General features: G+C 71.4%; 28 protein-coding genes. 15 read left to right on the top strand and 13 right to left on the bottom strand.

The features are described 5' to 3' along the window. Positions 1 to 21 precede the first annotated feature (21 nt). A complete protein-coding gene (locus tag ACWCPN_RS03715) occupies positions 22 to 813 on the top strand; it encodes a S16 family serine protease (protein WP_451202182.1) in 792 nt (263 codons plus the stop codon). On the opposite strand, the gene ACWCPN_RS03710 is transcribed toward ACWCPN_RS03715, so the two are convergent. The 7 genes from ACWCPN_RS03710 to ACWCPN_RS03680 all read right to left on the bottom strand — a co-directional run bounded on the left by ACWCPN_RS03710 (position 810) and on the right by ACWCPN_RS03680 (position 5,921). After that, complete coding sequence (locus ACWCPN_RS03710; protein WP_451202180.1) at positions 810 to 992, bottom strand: hypothetical protein; 183 nt, start codon at positions 990 to 992, stop codon at positions 810 to 812. The two genes, ACWCPN_RS03715 and ACWCPN_RS03710, sit on opposite strands and share 4 nt — an antisense overlap. A 31-nt stretch (positions 993 to 1,023) precedes the next feature. Further along, a complete protein-coding gene (locus tag ACWCPN_RS03705) occupies positions 1,024 to 1,608 on the bottom strand; it encodes an ArsR/SmtB family transcription factor (RefSeq protein ID WP_451202178.1) in 585 nt (194 codons plus the stop codon). A gap of 96 nt (positions 1,609 to 1,704) precedes the next feature. After that, positions 1,705 to 2,664, bottom strand: coding sequence for a glycine betaine ABC transporter substrate-binding protein (locus ACWCPN_RS03700; protein ID WP_199210738.1), 960 nt, complete (start codon positions 2,662 to 2,664; stop codon positions 1,705 to 1,707). Beyond that, positions 2,661 to 3,509 carry an ABC transporter permease gene (locus ACWCPN_RS03695; RefSeq protein WP_392291800.1) on the bottom strand — a complete coding sequence of 283 codons (849 nt, stop codon included), beginning with the start codon at positions 3,507 to 3,509 and terminating at the stop codon, positions 2,661 to 2,663. The genes ACWCPN_RS03700 and ACWCPN_RS03695 overlap by 4 nt, the downstream gene beginning before the upstream one ends. Next, on the bottom strand, positions 3,506 to 4,747 hold the full coding sequence (locus ACWCPN_RS03690) for a betaine/proline/choline family ABC transporter ATP-binding protein (RefSeq protein WP_451202175.1): 1,242 nt from the start codon (positions 4,745 to 4,747) through the stop codon (positions 3,506 to 3,508). The genes ACWCPN_RS03695 and ACWCPN_RS03690 overlap by 4 nt, the downstream gene beginning before the upstream one ends. After that, positions 4,740 to 5,387: an ABC transporter permease gene (locus tag ACWCPN_RS03685; protein ID WP_199210735.1), complete on the bottom strand. Its 648-nt coding sequence runs from the start codon at positions 5,385 to 5,387 to the stop codon at positions 4,740 to 4,742. The genes ACWCPN_RS03690 and ACWCPN_RS03685 overlap by 8 nt, the downstream gene beginning before the upstream one ends. A gap of 63 nt (positions 5,388 to 5,450) precedes the next feature. Continuing rightward, positions 5,451 to 5,921 (bottom strand): Lrp/AsnC family transcriptional regulator, encoded by a 471-nt coding sequence (locus ACWCPN_RS03680; RefSeq protein ID WP_199210734.1) that lies wholly within the window; start codon positions 5,919 to 5,921, stop codon positions 5,451 to 5,453. A gap of 123 nt (positions 5,922 to 6,044) precedes the next feature. Between ACWCPN_RS03680 and hppD the strand changes: the two genes are divergently transcribed. After that, positions 6,045 to 7,190, top strand: coding sequence for a 4-hydroxyphenylpyruvate dioxygenase (hppD, locus tag ACWCPN_RS03675; protein WP_451202172.1), 1,146 nt, complete (start codon positions 6,045 to 6,047; stop codon positions 7,188 to 7,190). Between the two features lie 9 nt (positions 7,191 to 7,199). On the opposite strand, the gene ACWCPN_RS03670 is transcribed toward hppD, so the two are convergent. Next, the gene (locus ACWCPN_RS03670; RefSeq protein ID WP_451202170.1) at positions 7,200 to 8,693 is read right to left on the bottom strand and encodes a tetratricopeptide repeat protein; all 1,494 of its coding nucleotides are present in this window, start codon (positions 8,691 to 8,693) and stop codon (positions 7,200 to 7,202) included. Positions 8,694 to 8,786: 93 nt separating this feature from the next. On the opposite strand from ACWCPN_RS03670, the gene ACWCPN_RS03665 reads away from it, so the two are divergent. Beyond that, complete coding sequence (locus ACWCPN_RS03665) at positions 8,787 to 10,193, top strand: FAD-binding oxidoreductase (RefSeq protein ID WP_451202168.1); 1,407 nt, start codon at positions 8,787 to 8,789, stop codon at positions 10,191 to 10,193. An 11-nt stretch (positions 10,194 to 10,204) separates the two neighbouring features. On the opposite strand, the gene ACWCPN_RS03660 is transcribed toward ACWCPN_RS03665, so the two are convergent. Then, entirely contained in the window at positions 10,205 to 10,618 is a 414-nt protein-coding gene (locus tag ACWCPN_RS03660) for an SsgA family sporulation/cell division regulator (RefSeq protein WP_199210731.1), read from the bottom strand. Positions 10,619 to 10,851: 233 nt separating this feature from the next. On the opposite strand from ACWCPN_RS03660, the gene ACWCPN_RS03655 reads away from it, so the two are divergent. Continuing rightward, a complete protein-coding gene (locus ACWCPN_RS03655) occupies positions 10,852 to 12,360 on the top strand; it encodes an RDD family protein (protein ID WP_451202166.1) in 1,509 nt (502 codons plus the stop codon). 118 nt (positions 12,361 to 12,478) lie between these two features. Beyond that, positions 12,479 to 13,231 carry an RDD family protein gene (locus tag ACWCPN_RS03650; RefSeq protein ID WP_451202164.1) on the top strand — a complete coding sequence of 251 codons (753 nt, stop codon included), beginning with the start codon at positions 12,479 to 12,481 and terminating at the stop codon, positions 13,229 to 13,231. Between the two features lie 71 nt (positions 13,232 to 13,302). Here ACWCPN_RS03650 and ACWCPN_RS03645 read toward each other — a convergent pair whose 3' ends face one another. After that, positions 13,303 to 13,539 carry a hypothetical protein gene (locus tag ACWCPN_RS03645; RefSeq protein ID WP_451202162.1) on the bottom strand — a complete coding sequence of 79 codons (237 nt, stop codon included), beginning with the start codon at positions 13,537 to 13,539 and terminating at the stop codon, positions 13,303 to 13,305. Between the two features lie 369 nt (positions 13,540 to 13,908). Here ACWCPN_RS03645 and ACWCPN_RS03640 point away from each other — a divergent pair, with 369 nt between their 5' ends. Continuing rightward, positions 13,909 to 16,263, top strand: a complete 2,355-nt coding sequence (locus tag ACWCPN_RS03640; protein WP_451202160.1) for an immune inhibitor A domain-containing protein — start codon at positions 13,909 to 13,911, stop codon at positions 16,261 to 16,263. 121 nt (positions 16,264 to 16,384) lie between these two features. After that, a complete protein-coding gene (locus tag ACWCPN_RS03635) occupies positions 16,385 to 16,723 on the top strand; it encodes a hypothetical protein (RefSeq protein ID WP_451202158.1) in 339 nt (112 codons plus the stop codon). A gap of 31 nt (positions 16,724 to 16,754) precedes the next feature. Here ACWCPN_RS03635 and ACWCPN_RS03630 read toward each other — a convergent pair whose 3' ends face one another. Both ACWCPN_RS03630 and ACWCPN_RS03625 read right to left on the bottom strand, forming a co-directional pair. Next, a complete protein-coding gene (locus ACWCPN_RS03630) occupies positions 16,755 to 17,348 on the bottom strand; it encodes an isochorismatase family protein (RefSeq protein ID WP_451202156.1) in 594 nt (197 codons plus the stop codon). 101 nt (positions 17,349 to 17,449) lie between these two features. Then, complete coding sequence (locus ACWCPN_RS03625) at positions 17,450 to 18,796, bottom strand: nicotinate phosphoribosyltransferase (protein WP_451202154.1); 1,347 nt, start codon at positions 18,794 to 18,796, stop codon at positions 17,450 to 17,452. A gap of 56 nt (positions 18,797 to 18,852) precedes the next feature. On the opposite strand from ACWCPN_RS03625, the gene clpS reads away from it, so the two are divergent. From clpS to ACWCPN_RS03585, 8 genes are all read left to right on the top strand, one after another. Then, entirely contained in the window at positions 18,853 to 19,170 is a 318-nt protein-coding gene (gene clpS, locus ACWCPN_RS03620; RefSeq protein WP_199210726.1) for an ATP-dependent Clp protease adapter ClpS, read from the top strand. An 11-nt stretch (positions 19,171 to 19,181) separates the two neighbouring features. Beyond that, a complete protein-coding gene (locus ACWCPN_RS03615) occupies positions 19,182 to 19,787 on the top strand; it encodes a DUF2017 domain-containing protein (RefSeq protein WP_451202152.1) in 606 nt (201 codons plus the stop codon). A 341-nt stretch (positions 19,788 to 20,128) separates the two neighbouring features. Then, complete coding sequence (locus ACWCPN_RS03610; RefSeq protein WP_199210724.1) at positions 20,129 to 21,547, top strand: amino acid permease; 1,419 nt, start codon at positions 20,129 to 20,131, stop codon at positions 21,545 to 21,547. A 145-nt stretch (positions 21,548 to 21,692) separates the two neighbouring features. Then, entirely contained in the window at positions 21,693 to 22,115 is a 423-nt protein-coding gene (locus ACWCPN_RS03605) for a M67 family metallopeptidase (protein WP_359544293.1), read from the top strand. Between the two features lie 146 nt (positions 22,116 to 22,261). Next, the gene (locus ACWCPN_RS03600) at positions 22,262 to 22,357 is read left to right on the top strand and encodes a putative leader peptide (protein ID WP_351665262.1); all 96 of its coding nucleotides are present in this window, start codon (positions 22,262 to 22,264) and stop codon (positions 22,355 to 22,357) included. A 118-nt stretch (positions 22,358 to 22,475) separates the two neighbouring features. After that, positions 22,476 to 22,808 (top strand): MoaD/ThiS family protein, encoded by a 333-nt coding sequence (locus ACWCPN_RS03595; protein WP_451202149.1) that lies wholly within the window; start codon positions 22,476 to 22,478, stop codon positions 22,806 to 22,808. Between the two features lie 6 nt (positions 22,809 to 22,814). Continuing rightward, positions 22,815 to 23,765 (top strand): PLP-dependent cysteine synthase family protein, encoded by a 951-nt coding sequence (locus ACWCPN_RS03590; protein ID WP_143638453.1) that lies wholly within the window; start codon positions 22,815 to 22,817, stop codon positions 23,763 to 23,765. Positions 23,766 to 23,947: 182 nt separating this feature from the next. After that, positions 23,948 to 24,418 (top strand): hypothetical protein, encoded by a 471-nt coding sequence (locus tag ACWCPN_RS03585; protein WP_199210720.1) that lies wholly within the window; start codon positions 23,948 to 23,950, stop codon positions 24,416 to 24,418. Positions 24,419 to 24,432: 14 nt separating this feature from the next. Here the strand turns inward: ACWCPN_RS03585 and ACWCPN_RS03580 are convergent, their stop codons facing one another. After that, positions 24,433 to 24,891: a type II toxin-antitoxin system PemK/MazF family toxin gene (locus tag ACWCPN_RS03580; RefSeq protein ID WP_199210719.1), complete on the bottom strand. Its 459-nt coding sequence runs from the start codon at positions 24,889 to 24,891 to the stop codon at positions 24,433 to 24,435. Positions 24,892 to 24,954: the final 63 nt, after the last annotated feature.

Here is a 24,954-nt window from a genome sequence, read left to right as displayed (position 1 = left end):
GGGGTCACGTAGATTGATTGCGTGCTCTCACGTCTCACGCGTCGCCAGGCCGTCGCCGTCTGCGCCTTGCCCGTCGTGGCCCTGATCGCCACGGCGGTGTTCGCGCCGCTGCCGTTCTCGGTGGCGCAGCCCGGGATGACGGCGGACGTGCTCGGCAAGAACCGGAACGCACAGGTGATCACCGTCTCGGGCGCACCGGCCCGGGACACCGGCGGGCAGTTGCGGATGACGACCATCGAGGCGACCGGCCCGGACACCCGGGTGTCGCTCGCGGACGTGCTCGGCAACTGGTTCCGCACCGACCGGGCCGTGATGCCCCGGGACGCGGTGTACCCGAGCGGGAACAGCGTCAAGGAGATCGAGAAGTACAACGCCAGGCAGATGCGGCAGTCCCAGGACGCGGCGACCCAGGCGGCGCTGAAGTACCTGGACCTGAGCCCCGACAAGGTCAAGGTCCGGCTGAAGCTCGCCGATGTGGGCGGGCCCAGCGCGGGGCTGCTGTTCACCCTGGGGATCATCGACACCCTGGACGGCGACGGCCACGGCGGTGATCTGACGGGCGGGCGCACCATCGCCGGTACCGGCACGATCGACGCGGCCGGCAAGGTCGGTGCGGTGGGCGGGGTGGCCCTGAAGACCCAGGCCGCCCGGCGGGACGGGGCGACCGTCTTCCTGGTGCCGAAGGCGGAGTGCTCCGACGCCAAGTCGGAGCTGCCCGAGGGGCTGCGGCTGGTCCCGGTGACCACGCTCCAGGGCGCGGTGAACTCCCTGGTGGCCCTGGAGAAGGGCAAGGGCGGGATCCCGAGCTGCTAGCAGGCGGCCGGGACCGGCCTGGGGGCGGCGGCGAGCCGCAGGCCGAGCTCGACCAGCGTCCAGCCGACGCGGGCACGCAGTTCGACCGGGGGCCTGGCCTCGGCGGTGAGGTGGTGCGCGGCGGCGGCCGCGCGCAGGTCGGTGGCGTGGTGCTGGGCAAGCCGGATGGTGAGCTGCATGGCGGGGCCTCTCGGTTCGTATCGGTTCGTCTCAGTCGGATTCGACGGGGAACAGGTGCGTGTGGATGCGCACCTGCTCGGAGCCGGGCGTGTCCGTGCCGGTCGCCCGGCCCCGGTACTCGTCGACCAGGGCGTGCATCCGCTCGACCAGCTCGGCGGCCAGGCCGGGCGTGAGCCGTAGCGTCGCGTCGCTCATGTCGGAGCCCCGGGACCAGTCCGCCGACCACTGGTCGCGGGTGCTGAGCCAGGTGGACAGCTCACGGGCGTGGGTTCCGGCCATCTCGTGCAGGAACGCCTCGGCCAGCCCGCGTACTTGCGGTCCGGCGCCCTCGAAGTCGGCGCTGTCGAAGACCAGTCCCTGGTCCACCGCCTGCCACCAGCGTTCCCGCCCCTTGCCGTGTCCGGGGGCGTCCTCGACGAAGCCGTGGGCGGCGAGCTGGCGCAGGTGGTAGCTGGTCGCTCCGCTGGACTCGCCGAGTCTCTCGGCCAGTTGGGAAGCGGTGGCGGGACCGCGTTGGCGCAGGTTGTCCAGCATCTGCATCCGCAGCGGGTGTGCCAGTCCCCGCAGGGAGCGGGCGTCCAGCCGGCGTTGTGCGCGTTCCTCGTGCTCCGTCATGCGTACAAAGGTAGCGATGCAAAGCTCTCTTTGCAACACCTCTTTTGCATCGAGTTCTTTGTACGCCGGTCCGGGGTGACCCGGCCGGCGGAACCCCTACTTCACGAACCCCTCCGCCTTCATCCAGTCCAGTGCCACCTGGTGCGGATCCTGACCGTCGACGTCGACGCGTGCGTTCAGCGTCTGCGCCACCGAGTTGTCCAGCCTGGCGTTGACCGGTTCGATGACCTTCGCGATGGCCGGCCACTTCTCCAGCACCCGGCTGTTGACCACCGGCGTCGCGTTGTAGTTGGGGAAGAACTTCTTGTCGTCCGCCATGACCGCCAGGTTCATCGACTTGATGCGCCCGTCGGTGGTGAACACCTCCCCGTAGGTGCACGCCCCCTTCGCCACCTGGGTGTAGATGATCCCGGTGTCCATCTGCGTGACGTTCTTCGCCGGCACGCTCATCCCGTACGCCTTCTCCATGCCGGGCAGCCCGTCCGCGCGGTTGGCGAACTCGCTCTCCACGCACAGGGTGACGGCCCCCGGGTCCCGCTTGGACAGCTCGGCCACCTCGGACAGCGTCCGGGTGCCGTACTTCTTGAAGTTGGCCTGGTTCATGGCGAGCGCGTAGGTGTTGTCGAGCCTCGACGGCTCCAGCCAGGTCAGCCCGTTCCTCAGGTCCGCCGCCCGCACCGCCTCCCACTGCTTGCGCGGGTCGGGGATGGGCCGGCTGTTGCCCAGGTAGGTGATCCAGCCGGTGCCCGTGTACTCGTACTGCGCGTCCGCGTCCCCGTTCTTGACCGCCTCCCGCGATCCGATGGAGCCCTGGATGCCGGTCCGGTCCAGGACGTCCGCGCCGGCGGCCTGGAAGGCGATCCCCATGATCGCGCCGAGGATGAGCTGCTCGGTGAACTCCTTCGAAGTGACGGTGAGATGGGCGCCCTTCAGCGGCTCGCCCGCCCCGATGGACCCCGGCCGGACGTCGTCGACCATCGGGGACCCGCTGGTCAGACCGCAGCCGGACGGCACGACGAGCAGCGCGGCCAGCAGCAGCGGCACCCGGCGCCTCATGCTCCCGCCTCCAGACCGCGCGGCCGGAGCATGACCTCCGCCAGCAGCGCCAGCCAGTCGACCAGCAGGGCGAGGGCGATGGTGAGGAGGGCGCCGAGCACCAGCACCGGCATGCGCTGGGTGGTGATGCCGGTGGTGATCAGCACACCGAGCCCGCCGCCCCCGCCGAAGGTCGCCAGCGTCGCCGTACCGACGTTGAGGACCAGCGCCGTACGGACACCCGCGAGGATCAGCGGGACGGCGAGGGGCAGCTCGATCCGGGTGAGGACCCCGAGCGGGGACATGCCGATGCCGCGGGCCGCCTCCAGCAGCGTGGGGTCGTTGGCCTTCAGACCGGCGATGGTGTTGGCCAGCACCGGCAGCACGGCGTAGACGATGATGCCGATCAGGGCCGCCCTCGTACCCGTCCCCAGCGCGATCACCAGCAGCGCCAGCAGGCCGATCGCCGGGGTCGCCTGGCCCATGTTGGCGATCGTCATCGCGAGCGGGGTCGCCTTCCGCATGGCCCCCCGGGTGAGCAGGATGCCCAGCGGGATCGCGATGATCAGCACGAAGAACGTCGAGATCACCGTCAGCTGCACGTGCTGCCACAGCGCCTTGGAGACCTGGCCGCCCGAGAGCGCGTTCCGCGAGATCGTGTCGAGGTCCGCCTGGCGGAACCACAGCCAGGTCGCCAGCAGCAGCAGGACCAGGAACGCGGGCAGGACGGTCAGCTGCTGCCAGGTCAGCCGGCGCCCGGGCGGGCGCCGCCGGGGCGGCGGGGCCTCCTGCTCCGCCCCGTCCTCGTCGGGGAAGGGCGGGCCGTCGGCCTCCGGCTCGCCCCCGGGCCGCTGCTCGGTGCTCACGCCTTCGTCTCCCCTCCGTGCCCCTCCTGCTCAAAATGGGTCTGCTGGCTTCGTGCCTCCTCCAGCTCGGCCTGCGCCTCCATGGCCTCCAGGCGGTCGGCCTCCAGCAGTTCGTGCACGGAGTTCATCAGCGTCTCCATGTCCACGACGCCGATGTAGGCCCCGCGCCGCCCGGTCACGGCCACCCGTCCGGCGTTGTCCGTGAGCACCGCCTCCAGGGCGTCCCGCAGGGTCGCGTCCCGGGTCACCGTGTCGTGCACCAGCGTGCCCGCGCGGGCCAGCGAACCGCGGGCCCGCATCAGGTCGCCGCGCCGCAGCCACTTGTAGGGGCGGCGCCGCTTGTCGAGCAGCAGGATCTCGTTGGTGCCGCCGCCGCGCAGCAACCCGAAGATCTGCTGCAGCGGGGTGTCCACGGTCACCGTCGGGTACTCCCGCATCTCCACGTCCCGGACCCGGGTCAGGTTGAGCCGCTTCAGGGCCGCGCCCGCGCCGACGAATCCGGAGACGAAGTCGTCGGCCGGGTTGGTCAGGATGGCCTCCGGGGTGTCGAACTGGGCGATGTGCGAGTGCTCGCGCAGCACGGCGATCCGGTCGCCCAGCTTGATCGCCTCGTCGAAGTCGTGGGTGACGAAGACGATCGTCTTGTGCAGCTCGCGCTGGAGCCGGATCAGCTCGTCCTGGAGGTGGTCGCGGGTGATCGGGTCGACCGCGCCGAACGGCTCGTCCATCAGCAGCACCGGGGGATCGGCGGCCAGGGCCCGGGCCACGCCGACGCGCTGCTGCTGGCCGCCGGAGAGCTGGCGCGGATAGCGGTCGTGGAACTCGCCCGGGTCCAGCCCGACGAGGTCCAGCATCTCCTCGACCCGGTCGCGCACCCGGCCCTTCGGCCAGCCGACCATCCGCGGCACCAGGGCGATGTTCTGCGCCACCGTCATGTGCGGGAACAGACCCGAGGACTGGATGGCGTAGCCGACCTTGCGGCGCAGCCGCACCGGGTCGATGCGGGTGACGTCCTCGCCGTCGATGCGGATGCGCCCGCCGGTCGGCTCGATCAGCCGGTTGATCATCTTCAGCGTCGTGGACTTGCCGCAGCCCGACGGCCCGACGAAGATCACCGTCTCGCCGGCCCGGATCTCCATGGTGACGTTGTCCACGGCGGGCTGCGGGTTGCCCGGGTAGAGCTTGGTCAGGTTCTCCAGCTCGATCGTGGCGCCGTGGGTGGAGGTCGTCTCAGCCACGGATTCCCCTGGGAATGGTCAGCCGGCCGAGCAGCACGTACGCGGCGTCGAACAGCAGGGCGAGGATGACGATGCCGATCGTGCCGGCGAGCACCTGGTTCAGGGCGTTCTTGCTGCCCAGCGAGGCCAGCCCGCGGAAGATCTCGTTGCCCAGGCCGGGGCCGGAGGCGTAGGCGGCGATGGCCGCGATGCCCATCAGCATCTGCGTGGCCACCCGGATGCCGGTCAGGATGGGCGGCCAGGCCAGCGGCAGCTCGACCCGCAGCAGCCGCGCCGTCCGCGACATGCCGATCCCGCGGGCCGCGTCCACCAGCGCCGGATCGACCCCCCGCAGGCCCACGATGGAGTTCCGCACGATCGGCAGCAGCCCGTACAGGGTCAGCGCGATCACCGTGGGCGCCACCCCGAGGCCCACGATCGGGATGAGCAGGCCGATCATCGCGAGCGAGGGGATGGTCAGGAAGGTCGCCGTGGTCGTGGTGGCCAGGTTCCCCGCCCAGTCGGAGTGGTAGGTGGCGACCCCGATCAGCACGCCCAGGACGGTCGCCACGACCATGCACTGGAAGACCGCGCTGGCGTGCTGATAGCCGTCCGCGAGCAGTTGCTGGTGCCGGCTGCCCAGGTACTCCCAGAAGCTCACGCGCGCTCACCCCGGTTCGTCGGACCCTTCCCGGCCGTCCGGGCCGCACGCGCCCGCCCCGGCTCACTCGCCGTCGGCGGCCTGCTCCACCAGCGGGATGATCCGCAGCGGAACGGGGTTCTCCATGACGATCGCCGTGGAGGCCCGGACGATGCCATCAAAACCGACGACCCGGTCGATCACCCGCTGGAGATCGGCGTTGGACCGGGCCACGAGCCGGCACAGCATGTCCCCGCTGCCGGTGGTGGTCAGCAGCTCCAGCACCTCCGGCACGGTCGCCAAGTGCGCCCGGACGTCGGCCCCTTGACCCTGCCGGATCTGCAGCGTGGCGAACGCGGTGACGGGGTAGCCGAGGGCCGCCGGGTCCACCTGGGGACCGAAGCCGCGGATGACTCCATTCGACTGAAGCCGGTCCAGACGCGCCTGCACCGTCCCCCGGGCGACCCCCAGCCGCCGGGACATCTCCAGCACGCCGATCCGCGGCTCCCGCGCCAGCAGCACGATGATCCGGCCGTCCAGGCGATCGATCGCCACAGCACCTCCCGGGGATGGTCATCCTGTACAGAAAGCCCGCCGAGGCGGCCACTGAGCTGAACACATTGCCCAGTGATTCCGCGAACTATTGCGCACCTTGCGGGTCCGGTCCACCCTTCCGCTATGACGCAGACCACAGACCACACTCCCGACACCGCACGGCAGGCCGACCCCTTCCCGGTCAAGGGAATGGACGCGGTCGTCTTCGCCGTGGGCAACGCCAAGCAGGCCGCGCACTACTACTCCAGCGCCTTCGGCATGAAGCTGGTCGCCTACTCCGGACCGGAGAACGGCAGCCGCGAGACCGCGAGTTACGTGCTGGAGAACGGCTCGGCACGGTTCGTCCTCACCTCGGTCATCAAGCCGAGCACCCCCTGGGGCCACTTCATCGCCCAGCACGTGGCCGAGCACGGCGACGGCGTGGTCGACCTGGCCATCGAGGTCCCGGACGCGCGCGCCGCCCACGCCTACGCCGTCGAGCACGGCGCCCGCTCGGTCACCGAGCCGTACGAGATGAAGGACGAGCACGGCACCGTCGTCCTCGCCGCCATCGCCACCTACGGCGAGACCCGCCACACCCTGGTCGAGCGCACCGGCTACGACGGCCCGTACCTGCCCGGTTACGTGGCGGCCGAGCCGATGGTCGCGCAGCCCGCCCAGCGCACCTTCCAGGCCGTCGACCACTGTGTCGGCAACGTCGAGCTCGGTCGGATGAACGAGTGGGTCGAGTTCTACAACAAGGTCATGGGCTTCACGAACATGAAGGAGTTCGTGGGCGACGACATCGCCACCGAGTACAGCGCGCTGATGTCGAAGGTCGTCGCGGACGGCACCCTCAAGGTGAAGTTCCCGATCAACGAGCCCGCGATCGCCAAGAAGAAGTCCCAGATCGACGAGTACCTGGAGTTCTACGGCGGCGCCGGCGTCCAGCACATCGCGCTGAACACCAACGACATCGTCCAGACCGTACGGACGATGCGCGCGGCCGGCGTCCAGTTCCTCGACACCCCGGACTCGTACTACGACACCCTCGGCGAGTGGGTCGGCGACACCCGGGTGCCCGTGGACACCCTGCGCGAGCTGAAGATCCTCGCCGACCGCGACGAGGACGGCTACCTGCTGCAGATCTTCACCAAGCCGGTCCAGGACAAGCCGACCGTGTTCTTCGAACTGATCGAGCGGCACGGCTCCATGGGCTTCGGCAAGGGCAACTTCAAGGCCCTGTTCGAGGCGATCGAGCGGGAGCAGGAGAAGCGGGGCAACCTGTAACGGCGTCCCTCAGGACATGTCGTCCGGCGGGGGCTCGTCGGGAACCTCCCCGAGCCCCCGCAGGGCCTCTCCCGCCGCCTCGGCCCCGAGCGGCGAGAAGTACGGGTTGATCCGCAGCGCCTCCCCGAGGTGCCGCCGGGCCGGCCCGTCCAGCCCCAGCTCGCGTTCGATCATGCCCCGGTGGTACGCGTAGGGGGCACTGATCACGCCGCCGCCCTTCGCCTTGTCCGTCGCGGCCGAGGCGTACTTCAGCGCCTCCGTGTCCTCGCCGGCCCGGTGCAGCGCCCAGCCGAGCGCGTCGGCCACCTCGATCCCCGGCTGGCGCCGCCACTCCTCCCGCAGCCGCTCCACCGCGTCCTCCGGGTCCGCGTGGTCCGCCTCGAACTGCCCGATCAGCAGCTCCTCGTCGACCCCGCCCGCCACCGAACGCCGGACCCGCTCGCGCAGCAGGGCGTAACTCTGCTCGGCGTCCTCGTACCGGCCCAGCGACTCGTACAGCTCGCCCAGTTCCAGCGCGTCCCGCGCGTCCGGCTGCCGGGCCAGGGCCGCCCGGTACGCGGCCACCGCCTCGTCGGTACGGCCCAGCGCGGCCAGTACCCGGCCCTTGCCGGACAGCGCCGCCCGCCGTCCCGGCTCCAGCCGTACGGCCGCCTCGAAGTGCCGCAGCGCGTCCTCCCGGTCGCCCCGCTCCCAGGCGAGCTGCCCCACCCCGGTCAGGTACGCGGCCTGTTCGGCGGGGGTGCGGGCGGCGGCCGCCGCGTCGGTGAGCTGGGCCACGGAGTCCTCGCGCCAGCCGCGGTCCCGGTAGACGGCCGAGGCCCGCGCCATCACCGCCGGCCGGTCGGCAGCCGCGGTGCGCAGGCCCAGCAGCTTGTCCAGCGCGCCCCGGGCCGCCTTGTAGTCGCCGAGCCCGGTGTAGGCGTCGATCAGCGGCGGATACGCCGACCAGAGCTTCGGGGTCAGCTTCAGGGCCTGCTCGCCGTACCGCTTCCCCGCCGGGAAGTCCCGCCGCGCGTTGGCCAGCGCGGCCAGGCCGCCCAGCGCCGCCGCCCGCTCGGCCGGCCGGGTGCCGGCCACCTCCAGCGAGGTCCGCAGCGCCCGGTCCGCCTTCGGGAAGTCCGCCGCGCCGTCGGCGTTCCGCCCCTGCTGCACGTACGCGGCCCCCAGGACCGCCCACGCCCGCGCGTCCCGGGGCCGGGCCCGCACCGCGCCCTCCTGCCGCCCGATGAACGCCGCCAGGTCCGGCGGCGCGGCCGGGACCCCGGAGGTGACCGCGGCGGCCGTCAGCGCCGGCGCCTGCGCCCGCGGGCCCGCGGCGGGCGGTGCCGCCCGGTGGTGCGCGGGCCGCGGCGGCAGCAGCACCAGCGCCCCGCCCGCCGCGGCGGAGCCCGCCAGCACGGTGACCAGCAGGCGGCGCAGCAGACGCCGGGTGCGGCGCGGCGGGGGCGGCTCGGCCACCAGGGACGTACCGGGGGCGGAGCTGCCGTACGGTCGGATCTCCATACCGCTCACTGTGCGGCAGCGCGGCGGGCACATCCGGGTGGCCCAAGGACGGCACGGACGGGGTTCACACCGATGGCCCCCGAGTGTCACGCTGTGATCGTGAGCCGTATCGAAGCGCCCCGCGACGAAGTGACGAGCAACCTCACCGACCGGCTCCTGGCCGGCCTGCCCCCCGAGGCGGTCCTGACCGATCCCGACGTCACGGCCTCCTACGCCAACGACATGGCGAGCTTCTGCCCGTCCGGCGCCCCGGCGGTGGTCGTGCTGCCGCGCACCGTCGAGCAGGTGCAGCACGTCATGCGGACCGCGACCGAGCTGCGCGTCCCGGTCGTCCCGCAGGGTGCCCGCACGGGCCTGTCCGGCGGCGCCAACGCCACCGACGGCTCCATCGTGCTCTCCCTGACCCGGATGGACCGCATCCTGGAGGTCAGCCCGGTCGACCGGATCGCCGTCGTCGAACCGGGCGTCGTCAACGCGGCGCTCTCCCGCGAGGTGGACAAGTACGGCCTGTACTACCCGCCGGACCCGTCCAGCTGGGAGACGTGCACCATCGGGGGGAACATCGGCACGGCGTCCGGCGGCCTGTGCTGCGTGAAGTACGGGGTGACGGCCGAGTACGTGCTCGGCCTGGACGTCGTCCTCGCCGACGGCCGCCTGATGTCCACCGGCCGGCGTACCGCCAAGGGCGTGGCGGGCTACGACCTGACCCGCCTCTTCGTGGGCTCCGAGGGCTCCCTCGGCATCGTCGTACGGGCCGTGCTGGCGCTGAGGCCGAAGCCGCCCCAGCAGCTCGTCCTGGCAGCCGAGTTCGCCTCGTCGGCGGCCGCCTGCGACGCCGTCTGCCGGATCATGGAGGGCGGGCACGTGCCGTCCCTCCTCGAACTGATGGACCGTACGACCGTCAAGGCGGTCAACGACCTCGCCCACATGGGTCTGCCGGAGACCACCGAGGCGCTGCTGCTGGCCGCCTTCGACACCCCGGACCCCGCCGCCGATCTCGCCGCCCTCGGCGCGCTGTGCGAGGCGGCCGGAGCCACCCAGGTGGTCCCCGCCGAGGACGCCGCCGAGTCCGAACTCCTGCTGCAGGCCCGGCGGCTCTCGCTGACCGCGCTGGAGGCGGTCAAGGGCACGACGATGATCGACGACGTGTGCGTGCCCCGTTCGAGGCTCGGCGCGATGCTGGAGGGCGTCGAGCGGATCGCCGCGAAGTACGGCCTCACCATCGGCGTCTGCGCGCACGCCGGCGACGGGAACACCCACCCCACCGTCTGCTTCGACGCCCAGGACGTCGACGAGTCCCGGCGGGCCCGGGAGTCCTTCGACGAGATCATGGCGCTCGGCCTGGAACTCGGCGGCACCATCACCGGCGAGCACGGTGTGGGGGTGCTCAAGAAGGAGTGGCTGGCGCGGGAGATCGGGCCGGTCGGCGTGGAGATGCAGCGCGCGGTGAAGGGCGTCTTCGACCCGCTCGGCATCCTCAATCCGGGCAAGCTCTTCTGAGCCGCCGGGCGTCACCCGGCGAGCAGCTCGTCGAGCGCCTCGTCGATGCCCAGCCGCTCGTCCTCGGTGCCCGGCGGCACCGCCCGCAGCGTCCGCTCCAGCCAGGCGGACACCGGTGTGGCCGGCAGCTCCAGCAGGGCGTCGCCGTCCGGTGAACTCAGTGCGATCAGGACGACGCCGCGGCCCTCGGCCTTCGTCGGCCACACCCGCACGTCCCCGTGCCCGCACGGCCGGAACACCCCCTCCACCAGGAGCTCCCGGGCGAACGTCCACTCGACGGGGTGCTCGGAGGTGGTGTGGAAGGTGAGGTGCACGGCGTAGGGGTCGTCGGACCGGTAGCCCAGCCGGGCCGGTACCGGGACGCTCCGCTCGGTCGACAGGACGAGCTGGATCTCCAGCTCCCGTTCCACCACGGTCTGCTGCATGACCTGTGTTTCCTCTCTCCTCCGGGGCCGCTTCGAACGGGCCCGTACCGGGGGAGAGGGGGCAGGGGCGCGGCCATTACGCGGGTTCGGGGAAGTTTCTCCGGCCGCGTGCGCGATCCGTGGACGGCGTTGCCCGGAAAGGGGTGGGTACGGCGGGACTGGCGGTGCGGCATGCCCCGGTCTGATAGATGTGGAGCCCCTTACCACCCCCGAGCAGATACGGGACGACGGACATGAGCGCCCCAACCCCGGCCCCCGGTGACGACAGGCCCCGCGAGGGCTACTACCCGGACCCGTCCATCCCCGGCTACGTCCGGTACTGGAACGGCGCCTCCTGGGTGCCGGGCACCAGCCGGCCGGCGCCGCGGGACGGCGAACCGCTCAACCCGCCGCCCGGGTTCCAGCAGTCGGTCCCGGCCGTGGAGGAGACGGGCCCGCACTTCTTCGACGAGGACCCGCAGCCGGCGCCCGCCGCCGAGCGGCCCGACCAGCGGCAGGCGTCCGCGTGGGGCGCCGACCCGAGGCTCCCCGCGGACACCCCGTCCCAGCCGGCCGGGCACGCCGCCCGTACCGACGGCACGGCGTCGATCCCGCCGGCCGAGGACGAGCCGGACCCCGGCGGCACCTTCATCTTCCGCCGTCCGGTGCCGGGCCCCGCGGCCGTCCGGGACTCCGGCACCATGACGTTCCGCCAGGTCCCCGGCCAGGGGCAGAACCCGGCCCAGGGACGGCCGTCGTCCGGCGCGCCCGCGGCCTCCGGCCCGGAGACGGGCGATGCGGCCGGCACCTCGGGCGCCCCCGGTTTCGGCCCGGCCGCCACGGGTTCCGGCGACCCGGCCTCCGGGGGCTTCGGCGGCCAGGGTCCGGCCGGGGCGCCGCAGGCGGGGCCGGGAGGCGCCGCCGGCACGGGTGCGCAGGGCCCGGCCGGGGGACCCGGCTTCGGCGCCGGGAAGGCCGCCGCCGCGCGGGCGGCTTCGGCGCCGGCCCCGCAAGCGCCCCAGGCCCCGGCGGCCGCGGCTCCTGCCGTACCGCAGCAGGCCGCGGCCCAGCCGGCCGCGCCGCAGCAGGCCGTGCCCCAGCAGTCGGCACCCCGCCGGCCCGGCGGTTCCGGTACCCCGCTGACCGCCGGGCCCGGTGGGGGGCAGGCGTCCTGGGCGCAGCAGGTGCACCGGTTGGCCGGGGGAGCGGACGAGCAGCCCGTGGCGCCCTGGAAGCCGCCGGTCGAGGACCTGTTCCAGGCGGCGGCCCGCCGGCAGGCCGCCGCCCGCCCGGCCGGCCTCGGCAAGCGGTTCGCCGCGCGTCTGATCGACAACCTGGTCCTCGGCGCCGTCACCGCGGCCGCCGCCGTGCCGCTCGGCACCCAGGCCGCCGACCACATCCAGGACAAGATCGACGCGGCCAGACTGTCCGGGCGCACCGTCACCGTCTGGCTGATCGACGGCACGACCGGCACCGCGCTCGGCATCGTCCTCGGCGTCCTGCTGGTCTTCGGCGTGCTGTACGAGGCGCTGCCCACCGCCAAGTGGGGCCGCACGCTGGGCAAGAAGCTGTGCGGGATCGAGGTCCGGGACATCGAGGGCCACGAACCGCCGGGGTTCGGCGCGGCCCTGCGCCGCTGGCTGGTCTACAGCGTTCCCGGTCTGCTCGGCATCGGCCTGCTCGGTGTGCTCTGGTGCCTGTTCGACCGGCCCTGGCGCCAGTGCTGGCACGACAAGGCGGCCCATACCTTCGTCGCGGACTGACCGGACCGACCGGACCCACGCGGACCGGCGCGGCCCGAAGCGGACCGGCGAGGCCCCCGTCACCCGTACGGCCGCCCGCCGGATGCGGCGCCGGTCCGTTCGCGGTCCACTCGGGCACATGAGCAGTGAACCGCCCCCCGGCTCCGGAGCGGAGCCCCCTGAGGACGACCCGTTCAGGAAGCGGCCCCCGTCGGACCAGGGGGCGGGCTCGCCGTACGACAGCCCGTACGGCGACCGGCAGCCCCCGCCGCCCGGCGGAGGGCAGCAGCCGCCCCCCTACGGCGGGGGCGAACCCCCCGGTGGCGGCGGCCCCTACGGGGGCGGGCCCTACGGCGCGGGCGGCCCCTACGACGCAGGGCCCCACGGTGCCGGCGGCCCCTACGGCGGCGGCCCGTACGGCGGCCCCGCCGACCCCCTCGCCGGCATGCCCCCGCTCGCCGACAGCGGCAGGCGCACCCTCGCCCGCATCATCGACATGATCCTCGTGGGCATCGTCGTCTGGCTGGTCACCTGGCCCCTGGGGGTGCACCAGTACGACGTGAACGGGAACCGGATGGAGGTCGGCCGGTCCCTCTGGCAGTCCTTCGTCGCCGCCGTGCTCTACGTCGCCTACGACACGATCCTGATCGCCAAGTCGGGGCAGACCCTCGGCAAGAGGTGGCTCAAGATGCGGGTGGCCAACCTGAACGACGGCGCCACGCCCTCGACGCAGACCTCGCTGATCCGCGCCCTGGTGCTGTGGCTGCCGTTCGCCTTCTGCTGCGCCTGCGTCTGGACGGTGATCTGCGGCGGCTGGAGCTACTTCGACAAGCCGTACAAACAGGGCCTGCACGACAAGGCCGCCAAGACGGTGGAGGTCGACACCCGCTGAGGCGCGGGGTGCTCGTACGACGGCGGCGGGTCCGTGGACGGCCACGGACCCGCCGCTCACGTGTGCGCCGTTCAGAGCGTGGTCGGGACCCGCTCGCTCTTCCGCGCCGGCTCGGCGGGCGCCACGTCGCCGCGCGCCCCGGGCAGGGGCACCGTCATCGCGACGAGCAGCCCCAGGGCGAGCGCGGCCAGCGCGATGAAGGCGATCGCGAGGCCCGAACTCGCCTGCGACAGCAACAGCATGGCGAGTGTCGACAGGATCACGGTGCACGAACCGTAGGCGAGCTGTGCGGCGGTCGGACGAGGCATGGCAATCGTGTCCTCGGAACATCTCGGGGGATTCGGGGTGCCGTTCGACTCTCTTCGCGGTGCATGCCCGAGCAGCGCGCCCGGTAAGCATGACCTAACCCACGGTACCGGTGCACAGGGGGCGCACGGAGTCATGGGGCCCCGGAAGCGGACGGTCCCGCGCGCCCGTCGAACGACGCCCGCGGACGTTCGCAAAGCGAACCTCGTCTCCGCATAGTGCACTTGTCCTGCTCAAGTCAAGGTCTGTTTTTTCTTCTAAACCTCTAGTCAAATGACGTCACTTGATACACGCGTTGAACGTGCGCGCACGGAACTCTCCATCAAATGGGAACCCCCTGTCCGTGCGCGCGGCGCGGGGGAGGAACTCAAGTGACCAGCAGACCCTGGACGTTCAGAGCAGCCGCCATAGGTGTGGCGCTCGCGACGGCCTCCGCCACCTACGCGACCTTCGCGGTCGCCGAGGCGAGCACCCAGGCCCCGTCGGCAGCCGCGAACCGGCACGACCCGGCCCCGGTGAAGCAGAAGGCCCACGACCTGGACGGCCCGCTGAGCAAGACGCAGCGCGCCCAGCGTCAGGAGGCCCTGAACCAGATCATTGCGGGCAAGGCGAAGGCCAAGGACCGCAACGGCTCGAAGGTCGTCCAGCTCAAGAGCAAGAAGGGCGACAGCAAGTACGTCGAGCTGAGCCGGGAGAAGACCGACAAGATCTTCACCATCCTGGTGGAGTTCGGCGACCAGACGGACCCCAAGTACGGGGGCACCGCCGGTCCGCTGCACAACAAGATCGCCAAGCCGGACCGCAAGAAGGACAACTCGACGGCCTGGCAGCAGGACTACAACCAGAAGCACTTCCAGAACCTCTACTTCGGCACCGGCTCGAAGACGGAGTCGCTGAAGAAGTACTACGAGAAGCAGTCCTCGGGCCGCTACTCGGTCGACGGCGAGGTCTCGGACTGGGTCAAGGTCCCGTACAACGAGGCCCGTTACGGCAACAACGCCTGCGGCCAGACCAACTGCTCCAGCGTGTGGAACGTCGTCCGCGACGGCCTCAACGCCTGGGTCGCCGACCAGAAGAAGGCCGGCAAGTCCGACGCCGCCATCAAGGCGGACCTGGCCAAGTACGACCAGTGGGACCGCTACGACTTCGACGGCGACGGCAACTTCAACGAGCCCGACGGCTACGTCGACCACTTCCAGCTCGTGCACGCCGGTGAGGACGAGTCCGCGGGCGGCGGCGCCCAGGGCACGGACGCCATCTGGGCGCACCGCTGGTACGCCTTCGGCACCGACGCCGGCGCCACCGGCCCCAGCGACAACAAGCTCGGCGGCACGCAGGTCGGCGACACCGGTGTCTGGGTCGGCGACTACACCATCCAGCCGGAGAACGGCGGCCTCGGTGTCTTCGCCCACGAGTACGGCCACGACCTCGGTCTGCCGGACGAGTACGACACCGCCGGCGGCGACAACTCCACCGGCTTCTGGACGCTGATGTCCTCCGGTTCCTGGCTGGGCACCGGCAAGGAGTCCATCGGCGACATGCCCGGCGACATGAACGCCTGGGACAAGCTGCAGCTGGGCTGGCTGAACTACGACACCGCCAAGGCGGGCGTCAAGTCCTGGCACAAGCTGGGCGTCGCGGAGTACAACACCAAGTACCGCCAGGCGCTGGTCGTCTCGCTGCCGAACAAGGCCGTGAAGACCGAGATCGTCACCCCGGCCGAGGGCGCCACCCAGTGGTGGAGCGGCAGCGGCGACGACCTCAAGAACACGCTGACCCGCTCCGTGGACCTCACGGGCAAGACGTCGGCCACCCTGTCGCTCGACGGCTGGTACGACATCGAGTCCGAGTACGACTACCTCTACACCGAGGTGTCGACCGACGGTGGCGCCAACTGGACCGCCATCGACGGCACGGTGGACGGCCAGGCCATCCCGCGTGACGCCTCCGGCAAGCCGGCCCTGACCGGCACGGTCGACAGCTACAAGAAGCTGTCGTACTCGCTGGACGCCTACGCCGGCCAGAAGGTGCAGCTGCGCTTCCGCTACCAGACCGACGGCGGTGTGGCCCTGAAGGGCTTCACGGCCGACGAGATCACGGTGACGGCCGACGGCACGCCGGTGTTCTCCGACAACGCCGAGTCCGCGGACGCCGCTTGGACCGCCAACGGCTTCTCCCGCGTCGGCGCGTCCTTCACCAAGGACTACAAGCAGTACTACCTCGCCGAGAACCGCCAGTACGTCTCGTACGACAAGACCCTCAAGGTCGGCCCGTACAACTTCGGCTTCTCGTCGCGCCCGGACTGGGTGGAGCACTACCCGTACCAGAACGGCCTGCTGATCTGGAAGTGGGACACCTCCCAGGCGGACAACAACACCAACGTCAACGGCCACCCGGGCACCGGTCTGATCCTGCCCGTGGACGCGCACTACAAGGCGCTCAAGTGGTCCGACGGCACGCTGCTCCGCAACCGGATCCAGGCCTACGACTCGACGTTCGGCCTGGACGCCACGGACGGCATCACGCTGCACAAGGCCGACAAGGCCCTCAAGATCAAGTCGCAGAAGGGTGTGCCGGTCTTCAACGACCACACCAGCACCTACTACGACGCGTCGAACCCGACCGGCGGTGTCAAGATCACTGACACCAACACCAAGATCAAGATCGTCAAGCAGAGCCACGGCGGCACGACGTTCGAGCTCGAGGTCGGCCCGGCGGTGAAGTAGCGGATATATCCGCAGGTCAGAAGCGTATCGGCGGTGACCCCCTGGCGGGTCGCCGCCGATCGTGTTTAGGTGCGTCCTGTGGCTCGCTTATTGACACCGACGGAAACGGGGATGTGACCGCATGGCCGCAGGAGGCTTCAGCAAACTGCCGAACGGCACGGTGGTGGTGGCACTCAACCTGCCCAGACCCGACCCGGCCGGCGGCTCCGCCGGGGTACGCGTCCTGGTGCACGCCCAGAACCGCGCACGAGCCCTGACCAGGCTCCGCAACCTGGGTCTGCGCGCGATCTACCTGCGGGGCAACACCGCCCCGCCGACCCCCGACGAGATCACGGCGGTGCTGCACCACCCCGACGGCCTGATATGGCGCACGGCACCGGACAACGGTGTCACCGTGACCGAGCTGTGGCACCCGATCCGTGCCCTGCTGCGCGCGCCGGCGGTGGCCCAGCGCGGCTGAGCACCCCGGCCGGGCGGCGGACGGGGGCGGGCTAGCCGCCGACCACCGGCTTGCCGGTCAGCTCCACGCCGGCCTCGCGCAGCTCCTCCAGGGCCCGCTCCGTCGTCTGCGGGGCCACGCCCGCGGTCAGGTCGAGGAGGATCTGCGTGCGGAAACCCTCGCGGAGCGCGTCCAGCGCGGTGGCCCGTACGCAGTGGTCGGTGGCTATGCCGACCACGTCCACCTCGTCGATGTGCCGGGCGCGCAGCCACTCGGCCAGCGGGACGCCGTTCTCGTCGGCCCCCTCGAAGCCGCTGTAGGCCGCCGAGTACGCGCCCTTGTCGAACACGGCGTCCACCGCCCCGGAGGCGACGGCCGGCGCGAAGTTCGGGTGGAAGCCGACCCCCTCGGTGCCCGCGACGCAGTGCGCGGGCCAGGAGTGGACGAAGTCGGGGTCGTCGGCGAAATGGCCGCCCGGGGCGATGTGGTGGTCACGGGTGGCCACCACATGGCGGTACCCGGTGCCCCCCGCCTGCCCGATCAGCTCGGTGACGGCGGCGGCCACGTCGGCGCCGCCGGCCACCGCCAGGCTGCCTCCCTCGCAGAAGTCGTTCTGCACGTCTACGACGATCAAGGCGCGGCGCATGGTGGGTGTCCTTCGACTGTCCGGTTGAGTAACTGAGCCTAGAGACTTCACGGTCCCCGCGGGAGGGGGCCGACGGGCGGGGGAGCGGCGGGCGTCCTGCTTTAGCTACCCGAGAGGCCCTGCGCGTACTCCGTCGGGAGGACGGGCTCGCCCCGGGAGAGCTGCGTCGCGGACAGCGGCAGGGCGGCGCGCGCCGCGATGTGCCGGTCGCGGGTCACGTCCAGCGGCTCGCGGGCGACGACGTCGCCGTCCTCGACCAGCCGCACCAGGAGCTGCTGTCCGGCCAGCTCGTCGGGGACCGGTCCGGTGCCCACGACCTCGGCCTCCGCGACGCCGTCCCGGTCCAGCCTGCGCGCCGCCCACTTGCGGCCGCCCACGGAGACCTTGCCCCCGCTGGACTTCTTCGCCACCGGCACCATCGGCGCCGCCGGGTCGGCGGAGTCGGCCCGTGCGACCAGCTTGTAGACCATCGAGCAGGTCGGGTGCCCGGAGCCGGTCACGAGCTGGGTGCCGACGCCGTACGCGTCCACGGGCGCCGCCGCGAGCGAGGCGATCGCGTACTCGTCCAGGTCGGAGGTGACGACGATCTTCGTGCCGGTGGCGCCCAGCTCGTCGAGCTGGTGCCGTACCCGGTGCGCGACCAGCAGCAGGTCCCCGGAGTCGATGCGCACCGCCCCCAGCTCGGGACCGGCCACCTCCACCGCCGTGCGGACGGCCTCGGCGACGTCGTAGGTGTCCACCAGGAGCGTGGTGCCCCGGCCGAGGGACTCCACCTGGGCCTGGAAGGCGTCCCGCTCCCGGTCGTGCAGCAGGGTGAAGGCGTGCGCGGAGGTGCCGACGGTCGGGATGCCGTACCGGAAGCCGGCCGCGAGGTCGGAGGTGGTCGCGAAGCCGCCGACGTACGCGGCCCGGGAGGCGGCCACGGCGGCCAGCTCGTGGGTGCGGCGGGCACCCATCTCGATCAGCGGCCGGTCGCCGGCGGCGGAGGCCATCCTGGACGCGGCGGCCGCGATCGCCGAGTCGTGGTTGAGGATGGACAGGATCACGGTCTCCAGCAGCACGCACTCGGCGAAGGAGCCCTCGACCCGCAGGATCGGCGAGCCCGGGAAGTACACCTCCCCCTCGGGGTAGCCCCACACGTCACCACTGAAGCGGTAGCCGGCGAGCCACTTCAGGGTCTCCTCGTCGACGATCCCGCGTTCCCGCAGGAAGCCGATGACGCCCTCGTCGAAGCGGAAGTTCTCGATCGCGTCCAGCACCCGCCCGGTGCCCGCCACCACGCCGTAACGGCGCCCGTGGGGCAGCCGCCGGGTGAAGACCTCGAAGACGCTGCGCCGCTCGGCCGTACCGGCCTTCAGGGCGGCCTGCAGCATCGTCAGCTCGTACTGGTCCGTGAAGAGCGCCGTCGAGGGAACGTCCACCGGCAGCCCAAGGTCCGCTGTGTTCATGACTGGGATGCTACCCCCATTTCGTCAGTGTGACGAATACTGTCGCCCGTGGCAGCATGGGCGGTGTGACGTCACCCGCGCCCGTAGAGATCGAACGCACCGAGTCGGCGGAGGAGGTCTTCGCCGTACCCGAGCCCGACGTCCCCTGGGTCACGATCGTGCACAACGACCCGGTCAACCTCATGAGCTACGTGACCTACGTCTTCCAGAGCTACTTCGGCTACCCGAAGGACAAGGCCACCAAGCTCATGCTCGACGTCCACCACAAGGGCCGGGCGGTCGTCTCCAGCGGTAGCCGCGAGGAGATGGAACGCGACGTGCAGGCGATGCACGGCTACGGACTGTGGGCCACCCTCCAGCAGGACCGGAAGTAGCGATCCCCTCCATGCCCGGAACCTTCGAACCGATTCCCGGTGGCGGCGCGGCCGTCGCGCTCGACGTTGTCGAGATCTCCATCATCCGGTCGCTGGCCGTGCAGCTCCTGGAGCTCATCGGTCCCGGCCCAGCCGAGGACGCCGGCGCCGACCCGCTGGCCGGGCTGTTCGCCGACGGGCCGAGCGAGCCGCCCGCGGACCCGGTCCTCAGAAGGCTCTTCCCCGACGCCTACGGCGACCCCGAGCGGGAGCCCGCGTCGCGGGCCGAGGCGGAGGAGCGGCAGGCGCACTCCGCCGAGTTCCGCCGCTACACCGAGAACGACCTGCGCGCCGGCAAGCGGGAGAACGCGCTCGCGGTGATCCGCACCCTGGACGCGCTGAACGCCTCGGACGAGGGCGGGGCGGTCCTCAAGCTGTCCCCGGAGGAGTCCCGCTGGTGGCTCGGCGCCCTCAACGACCTCCGGCTGGCAATCGGCGCCCGGCTGGAGATCACCGACGAGGACGACACCGAGCTGCTCTACCGGCTGCCGGACGAGGACCCGCGCAAGCCGATGGTGATGGCCTATCTGTGGCTGGGCGGGCTCCAGGAGACGCTCGTGACGACCTTGATGCTTTGATCGTCCCGATTTCGTGTTCGCTCAAAGAACACTCAAATCCGGATAACGATCGCGTCACCAATGTGGCCGGTTTTCACGCATTAGGGCGCTCTTTGTCCGCTTCTCCCTGTGTGGTGCGTCACAACCGCCTCCTGTGCCCGATATTGCGGCCGTGATAAATCTTCACGACCGCCCGGCCGACACCACCCATGTCCGGCCGGGTGCGCCACCGAGCCGGCAACCGCCGGCCAGGCACGGGCGGGCTCCCTGAGCCCGGCCCAGCTCCATCAATCCGGGGGGATCGAAACCCGATCCGAGGCCGACGAAAGGCCCGGGTCGGCATGGAGAAAGGCGCACCACACATGGCCTCCGAGAGGGTCACCGAAACCCCCGAAGAGGGGTACGAGCGCGGGCTCGGCAGCCGTCAGGTCCAGATGATCGCCATCGGCGGCGCCATCGGCGTCGGCCTGTTCCTGGGCGCCGGGGCGAACATCGCCAAGGCCGGTCCCAGCCTCATCCTCATGTACGCCCTCGCCGGCGTGATCATCTTCTTCATCATGCGGGCCCTGGGCGAGCTGCTGCTCTACCGCCCCGTCTCCGGCTCCTTCGCCGAGTACTCCCGCGAGTTCCTCGGCCCGTTCTTCGGCTACTTCACCGGCTGGACGTACTGGCTGATGTGGGTGGTCACCGGCATGGCCGAGCTGACGGCCGCCGCCATCTACGTCAACTACTGGTTCCCGGCCGTCCCGCAGTGGGTCACGGCACTGGTCTTCCTCGTGGTCCTGTTCGTGGCCAACCTGATCTCGGTCAAGCTGTTCGGCGAGATCGAGTTCTGGTTCTCCATGGTCAAGGTCACCGCCCTGATCGGCATGATCGTGATCGGCCTCGGCGTGCTCACCTTCGGCTTCAGCGCCGCCGGTGACACCGCGCACGTGGCGAACCTCTGGCAGTTCGACGGCTTCTTCCCCAAGGGTGTCGGCTCGTCGCTGATGACCCTGCAGGGCGTGATGTTCGCCTACCTCGCCGTCGAGCTGGTCGGCGTCACCGCGGGCGAGTCGGAGAACCCGGAGAAGACCCTCCCGAAGGCGATCAACACCCTGCCGTGGCGCATCGCCCTGTTCTACGTGGGTGCCCTCACGGTCATCCTGTGCGTGGTCAAGTGGACCGAGTTCGCCGAGGGCGTCAGCCCGTTCGTGAAGGCGTTCGCCGTCATCGGCATCCCGGCCGGCGCCGGCATCGTCAACTTCGTGGTGCTCACCGCGGCCCTGTCCTCCTGCAACTCGGGCATGTACTCGACCGGCCGCATGCTGCGCACCCTCGCCGACAACGGTGAGGCCCCGCGCGTCTTCGCGAAGCTGTCGGCCACCAAGACCCCCGCGCTCGGCATCACCGTCTCGATGCTGTTCATGGGTATCGGCGTGGTCCTCAACTACGTCGTCCCGGAGAAGGCCTTCGGCTACGTCACCTCCGTCGCCACCGCGGCCGGCATCTGGACCTGGCTGATGATCCTGGTCAGCCACGTCCTCTACCGCCGCGCGGTCGACGCGGGCCGGCTGCCCGCCTCCTCCTTCCCGGCGCCGGGCGGCGCGGTGTGCTCGTACATCGCCATCGCGTTCCTGCTCTTCGTCACCGGTCTGATCGCGTACGACGCCGACTCCCGCGTCTGCCTGTACGTGATGGCGGGCTGGGCGGTCGCGCTCGGCGTCGGCTGGATGGTCCTGAAGACCCGTACCCCGCAGATCGCGGACCGCGACGAGCAGGCGTACGAGAAGGTCGGCTGACCACCGCGGAAACCTTCCCTCAGGACGTCCGGCCGCCGGGGGTACTCGTGGCAGTCCCGGCGGCCACCGCTCAGGGCGTCCAGCATGTGGGCCGCTCCGTACCACACCTCGGTACGGAGCGGCCCCTCTGCTTATCCTGACCCCCATGCTGACCATCACCCAGGCCCTGTACGACCAGATCGTCGCCCACGCCCGCGAGGACCACCCCGACGAGGCGTGCGGCGTCGTCGCGGGGCCGGTGGGCGCCGGCCGCCCCGAGCGCTTCATCCCGATGCTGAACGCGGCCCGCTCGCCCACGTTCTACGAGTTCGACTCGCAGGACCTGCTCAAGCTCTACCGCGAGATGGACGACCGCGACGAGGAGCCGGTGATCATCTACCACTCCCACACCGCGACCGAGGCCTACCCCTCCCGCACCGACATCGGCTACGCCAACGAGCCCGGCGCCCACTACGTCCTCGTCTCCACCGCCGACACCGACGGCCTCGGCGACTTCCAGTTCCGCTCCTTCCGCATCCTCGACGGCGAGGTCACGGAGGAGGAGGTCAAGGTCGTGCAGGCGTACTGACCGACGTGCCGGCAGGTCCCTCCGGGTGCGCCCGAAGCCACCCCGAACGGCGCGCTGATCTCGGAAGTCTCAGCCAGTGGCCGGCGACCTTCCGAAGTGTGGGACGACACTCCGAGAGCGGGGGCGGGAATCGATACGATGACCTCATGGTTATCCGAGACGTGAGCGACAAGACGCCGGGCATGCTGCTCGTGGCGCGGCTGCACGTCGACCTGTGCAGGCTGGCCAGCGCCATCTGTTGACGCACCACCCCCCTGCCGCCGTACGGCCGTGAGCCGACGGCGTCCCACCCCGCGTACACGAGACGCCCGCGCTGTCGCGCCCACCGACCTGACTCATTCCGACAGGAGCCCTGACGCCATGGCCATCGAGGTCCGCATCCCGACCATCCTCCGCACGTACACCGACGGCCAGAAGGCCGTGGAGGGCACCGGGGACACCCTCACCGAGCTCTTCGCCGACCTCGAGTCCCGGCACCCGGGCATCCAGGCCCGCATCGTGGACGGCGAGCAGCTCCGCCGGTTCGTGAACGTCTACCTGAACGACGAGGACGTGCGCTTCCTCGACGGCATCTCCACCAAGCTGGCCGACGGCGACAGCGTGACGATCCTGCCGGCGGTCGCCGGAGGTTCCGCCGCGGCGGAGCCGCGTCCGACCGGGGTGGCGGTCGGGCGGCGGGCGGGAACGGTCTGATCCCCCATGCGCTACGACTCCCCGCTGGCCGCGGTGGGCAACACCCCTCTGGTGCGCCTGCCGCGGCTCTCGCCGTCGGACGACGTCCGGATCTGGGCCAAGCTGGAGGACCGCAACCCGACCGGCTCGGTCAAGGACCGTCCCGCCCTGCACATGATCGAGCAGGCGGAGAAGGACGGCAGGCTGACCCCCGGCTGCACCATCCTCGAGCCCACCTCGGGCAACACCGGCATCTCCCTCGCCATGGCCGCCAAGCTCAAGGGCTACCGCATGGTGTGCGTGATGCCGGAGAACACCTCGCAGGAACGTCGTGACCTGCTCGGCATGTGGGGCGCCGAGATCATCTCCTCCCCGGCCGCGGGCGGCTCCAACACCGCCGTGCGCGTCGCCAAGGAGCTCTCCGCCGAGCACCCCGACTGGGTGATGCTCTACCAGTACGGCAACCCGGACAACGCGGGCGCCCACTACGCCACGACCGGCCCGGAGATCCTCGCCGACCTGCCCTCCGTCACCCACTTCGTCGCGGGCCTCGGCACCACCGGCACCCTCATGGGCGTCGGCCGCTACCTGCGCGAGCACAAGCCGGACGTGAAGATCGTCGCCGCCGAACCGCGCTACGACGACCTGGTCTACGGCCTGCGCAACCTCGACGAGGGCTTCGTCCCCGAGCTGTACGACGCCTCGGTCCTCACCACCCGCTTCTCGGTCGGCTCCGCCGACGCCGTCACCCGCACCCGTGAACTCCTCCAGCAGGAGGGCATTTTCGCGGGTGTCTCCACCGGCGCCGCCCTGCACGCGGCGATCGGCGTCGGCAGGAAGGCCGTCAAGGCCGGCGAGAGCGCCGACATCGTCTTCGTCGTGGCCGACGGCGGCTGGAAGTACCTCTCCACCGGCGTCTACACCGCCGCCACCACCGAAGAGGCCATCGAGACCCTGCACGGCCAGCTCTGGGCCTGAGGGCTGTCCGGCCATTCGCGCCTGCCGCGCTCAGGGCGGACGACGGGAATGGTCAGACAGGCCCCAGGTCTCCCCGCCGTGCGGGGAATTTCGCCCTCCGTATGCGGGATCCGTCCGCGCCGGTGGTACGTCACATCCGTAACAGCGGCCGGACGGCCGGCCACGGACGAAAGGCGGACCCCATGCGTCGAACGACGACCCTCGCCCTCGCGGCAGCCGCGCTGCTCCTCGCGGGCTGCGGCTCACAGAGCGGTGGGGACGGCGGGGACGACACCGGGGGCGGCAGCGGCAAGGTGTCGCCGTCGGCGAGCGGCTCACCGTCCTCCGGTACCTGTGTCTCCCACGCGGAGCTGACCGCCGCCGACAACGGCCACACCGTTTGCCTGACCAAGGGCGGTGAGCTGCGGCTCACCCTCGACGGGACCAAGGACCGCCCCTGGAAGCCGGTCGCGGCGAGCGGCCCCGCCCTGGAGGCGATCAACTCGGGCTTCGTCATCCAGCCCGGCGACGCCACCGCCGCCTACCGGGCGAAGGCCGCCGGCACCACGAAACTGACGTCCTCCCGGCCCATGTGCCCCGAGCCCACGGCCTCCGGCCAGGTCTCCTGCAAGGGCGTCCAGGAGTGGGCGGTCACGGTGACGGTCCGCCAGTAGCCGTACGCCCCCGCTCAGCCCGCGAGGTGGCGGACCTGGTCCCACAGGACCGGGTCGACCACGCCCACCCGGCGCCGGAAGTCGCCCACCGGCACCTCCCGCAGCTCATCCGTCTGCAGGAAGCTGGGCCGCCCGTGCGCGTCGCCGACCGCGCCGGGCGGCAGCGGGATCACCCCGGCCCGCTCGTCGTGGTACTTGCTGGTGATCTTCGCGACCGTGGCCCGGTTGCCGCGCACGGCCAGCACCAGGCAGGGGCGGTCCTTGGACTCCGCCCGGTCCTCGTAGGGCACGTTCGCCCACCAGATGTCCCCGGGGTGCGGGCGCGTCAGGGCCCGGTCCCGGGGGCCCGGGCGTCCGGGCGGCCGCAGCCTGCGTCCGCCGGGCCGCCGGCCCCGCCCCCAACCGTCGACGAGCGTGGCGACCAGTGCGAGCAGTACGACCGCCGCGAGCGCCAGCCACCAGGACGTGTCCATGAGGACGACGTTACCGGCGCGCGCCCGGCAACGCGCGCCCTCCTCTGTACTTATGCGCTCCCG

The sequence above is a fragment of the Streptomyces sp. NPDC002386 genome, from assembly GCF_053593175.1.
Note: the sequence above shows the minus strand (reverse complement) of the source record. Positions and strands in the feature narration are given on the sequence as shown.

Bases quoted from the DNA above. Each gene is read 5' to 3' on its own strand.
- ACWCPN_RS03605 (WP_359544293.1), top strand. From the start codon at position 21,693: ATGCTGACCATCACCCAGGCCCTGTACGACCAGATCGTCGCCCACGCC.
- ACWCPN_RS03660 (WP_199210731.1), bottom strand. From the start codon at position 10,618: ATGCAGCAGACCGTGGTGGAACGGGAGCTGGAGATCCAGCTCGTCCTG.
- ACWCPN_RS03635 (WP_451202158.1), top strand. From the start codon at position 16,385: ATGGCCGCAGGAGGCTTCAGCAAACTGCCGAACGGCACGGTGGTGGTG.
- ACWCPN_RS03670 (WP_451202170.1), bottom strand. From the start codon at position 8,693: ATGGAGATCCGACCGTACGGCAGCTCCGCCCCCGGTACGTCCCTGGTG.
- ACWCPN_RS03595 (WP_451202149.1), top strand. From the start codon at position 22,476: ATGGCCATCGAGGTCCGCATCCCGACCATCCTCCGCACGTACACCGAC.
- ACWCPN_RS03645 (WP_451202162.1), bottom strand. From the start codon at position 13,539: ATGCCTCGTCCGACCGCCGCACAGCTCGCCTACGGTTCGTGCACCGTG.
- clpS (WP_199210726.1), top strand. From the start codon at position 18,853: ATGGGCGGTGTGACGTCACCCGCGCCCGTAGAGATCGAACGCACCGAG.
- ACWCPN_RS03655 (WP_451202166.1), top strand. From the start codon at position 10,852: ATGAGCGCCCCAACCCCGGCCCCCGGTGACGACAGGCCCCGCGAGGGC.
- ACWCPN_RS03590 (WP_143638453.1), top strand. From the start codon at position 22,815: ATGCGCTACGACTCCCCGCTGGCCGCGGTGGGCAACACCCCTCTGGTG.
- ACWCPN_RS03705 (WP_451202178.1), bottom strand. From the start codon at position 1,608: ATGACGGAGCACGAGGAACGCGCACAACGCCGGCTGGACGCCCGCTCC.
- ACWCPN_RS03630 (WP_451202156.1), bottom strand. From the start codon at position 17,348: ATGCGCCGCGCCTTGATCGTCGTAGACGTGCAGAACGACTTCTGCGAG.
- ACWCPN_RS03615 (WP_451202152.1), top strand. From the start codon at position 19,182: ATGCCCGGAACCTTCGAACCGATTCCCGGTGGCGGCGCGGCCGTCGCG.
- ACWCPN_RS03585 (WP_199210720.1), top strand. From the start codon at position 23,948: ATGCGTCGAACGACGACCCTCGCCCTCGCGGCAGCCGCGCTGCTCCTC.
- ACWCPN_RS03710 (WP_451202180.1), bottom strand. From the start codon at position 992: ATGCAGCTCACCATCCGGCTTGCCCAGCACCACGCCACCGACCTGCGC.
- hppD (WP_451202172.1), top strand. From the start codon at position 6,045: ATGACGCAGACCACAGACCACACTCCCGACACCGCACGGCAGGCCGAC.
- ACWCPN_RS03700 (WP_199210738.1), bottom strand. From the start codon at position 2,664: ATGAGGCGCCGGGTGCCGCTGCTGCTGGCCGCGCTGCTCGTCGTGCCG.
- ACWCPN_RS03650 (WP_451202164.1), top strand. From the start codon at position 12,479: ATGAGCAGTGAACCGCCCCCCGGCTCCGGAGCGGAGCCCCCTGAGGAC.
- ACWCPN_RS03580 (WP_199210719.1), bottom strand. From the start codon at position 24,891: ATGGACACGTCCTGGTGGCTGGCGCTCGCGGCGGTCGTACTGCTCGCA.
- ACWCPN_RS03610 (WP_199210724.1), top strand. From the start codon at position 20,129: ATGGCCTCCGAGAGGGTCACCGAAACCCCCGAAGAGGGGTACGAGCGC.
- ACWCPN_RS03625 (WP_451202154.1), bottom strand. From the start codon at position 18,796: ATGAACACAGCGGACCTTGGGCTGCCGGTGGACGTTCCCTCGACGGCG.
- ACWCPN_RS03600 (WP_351665262.1), top strand. From the start codon at position 22,262: ATGGTTATCCGAGACGTGAGCGACAAGACGCCGGGCATGCTGCTCGTG.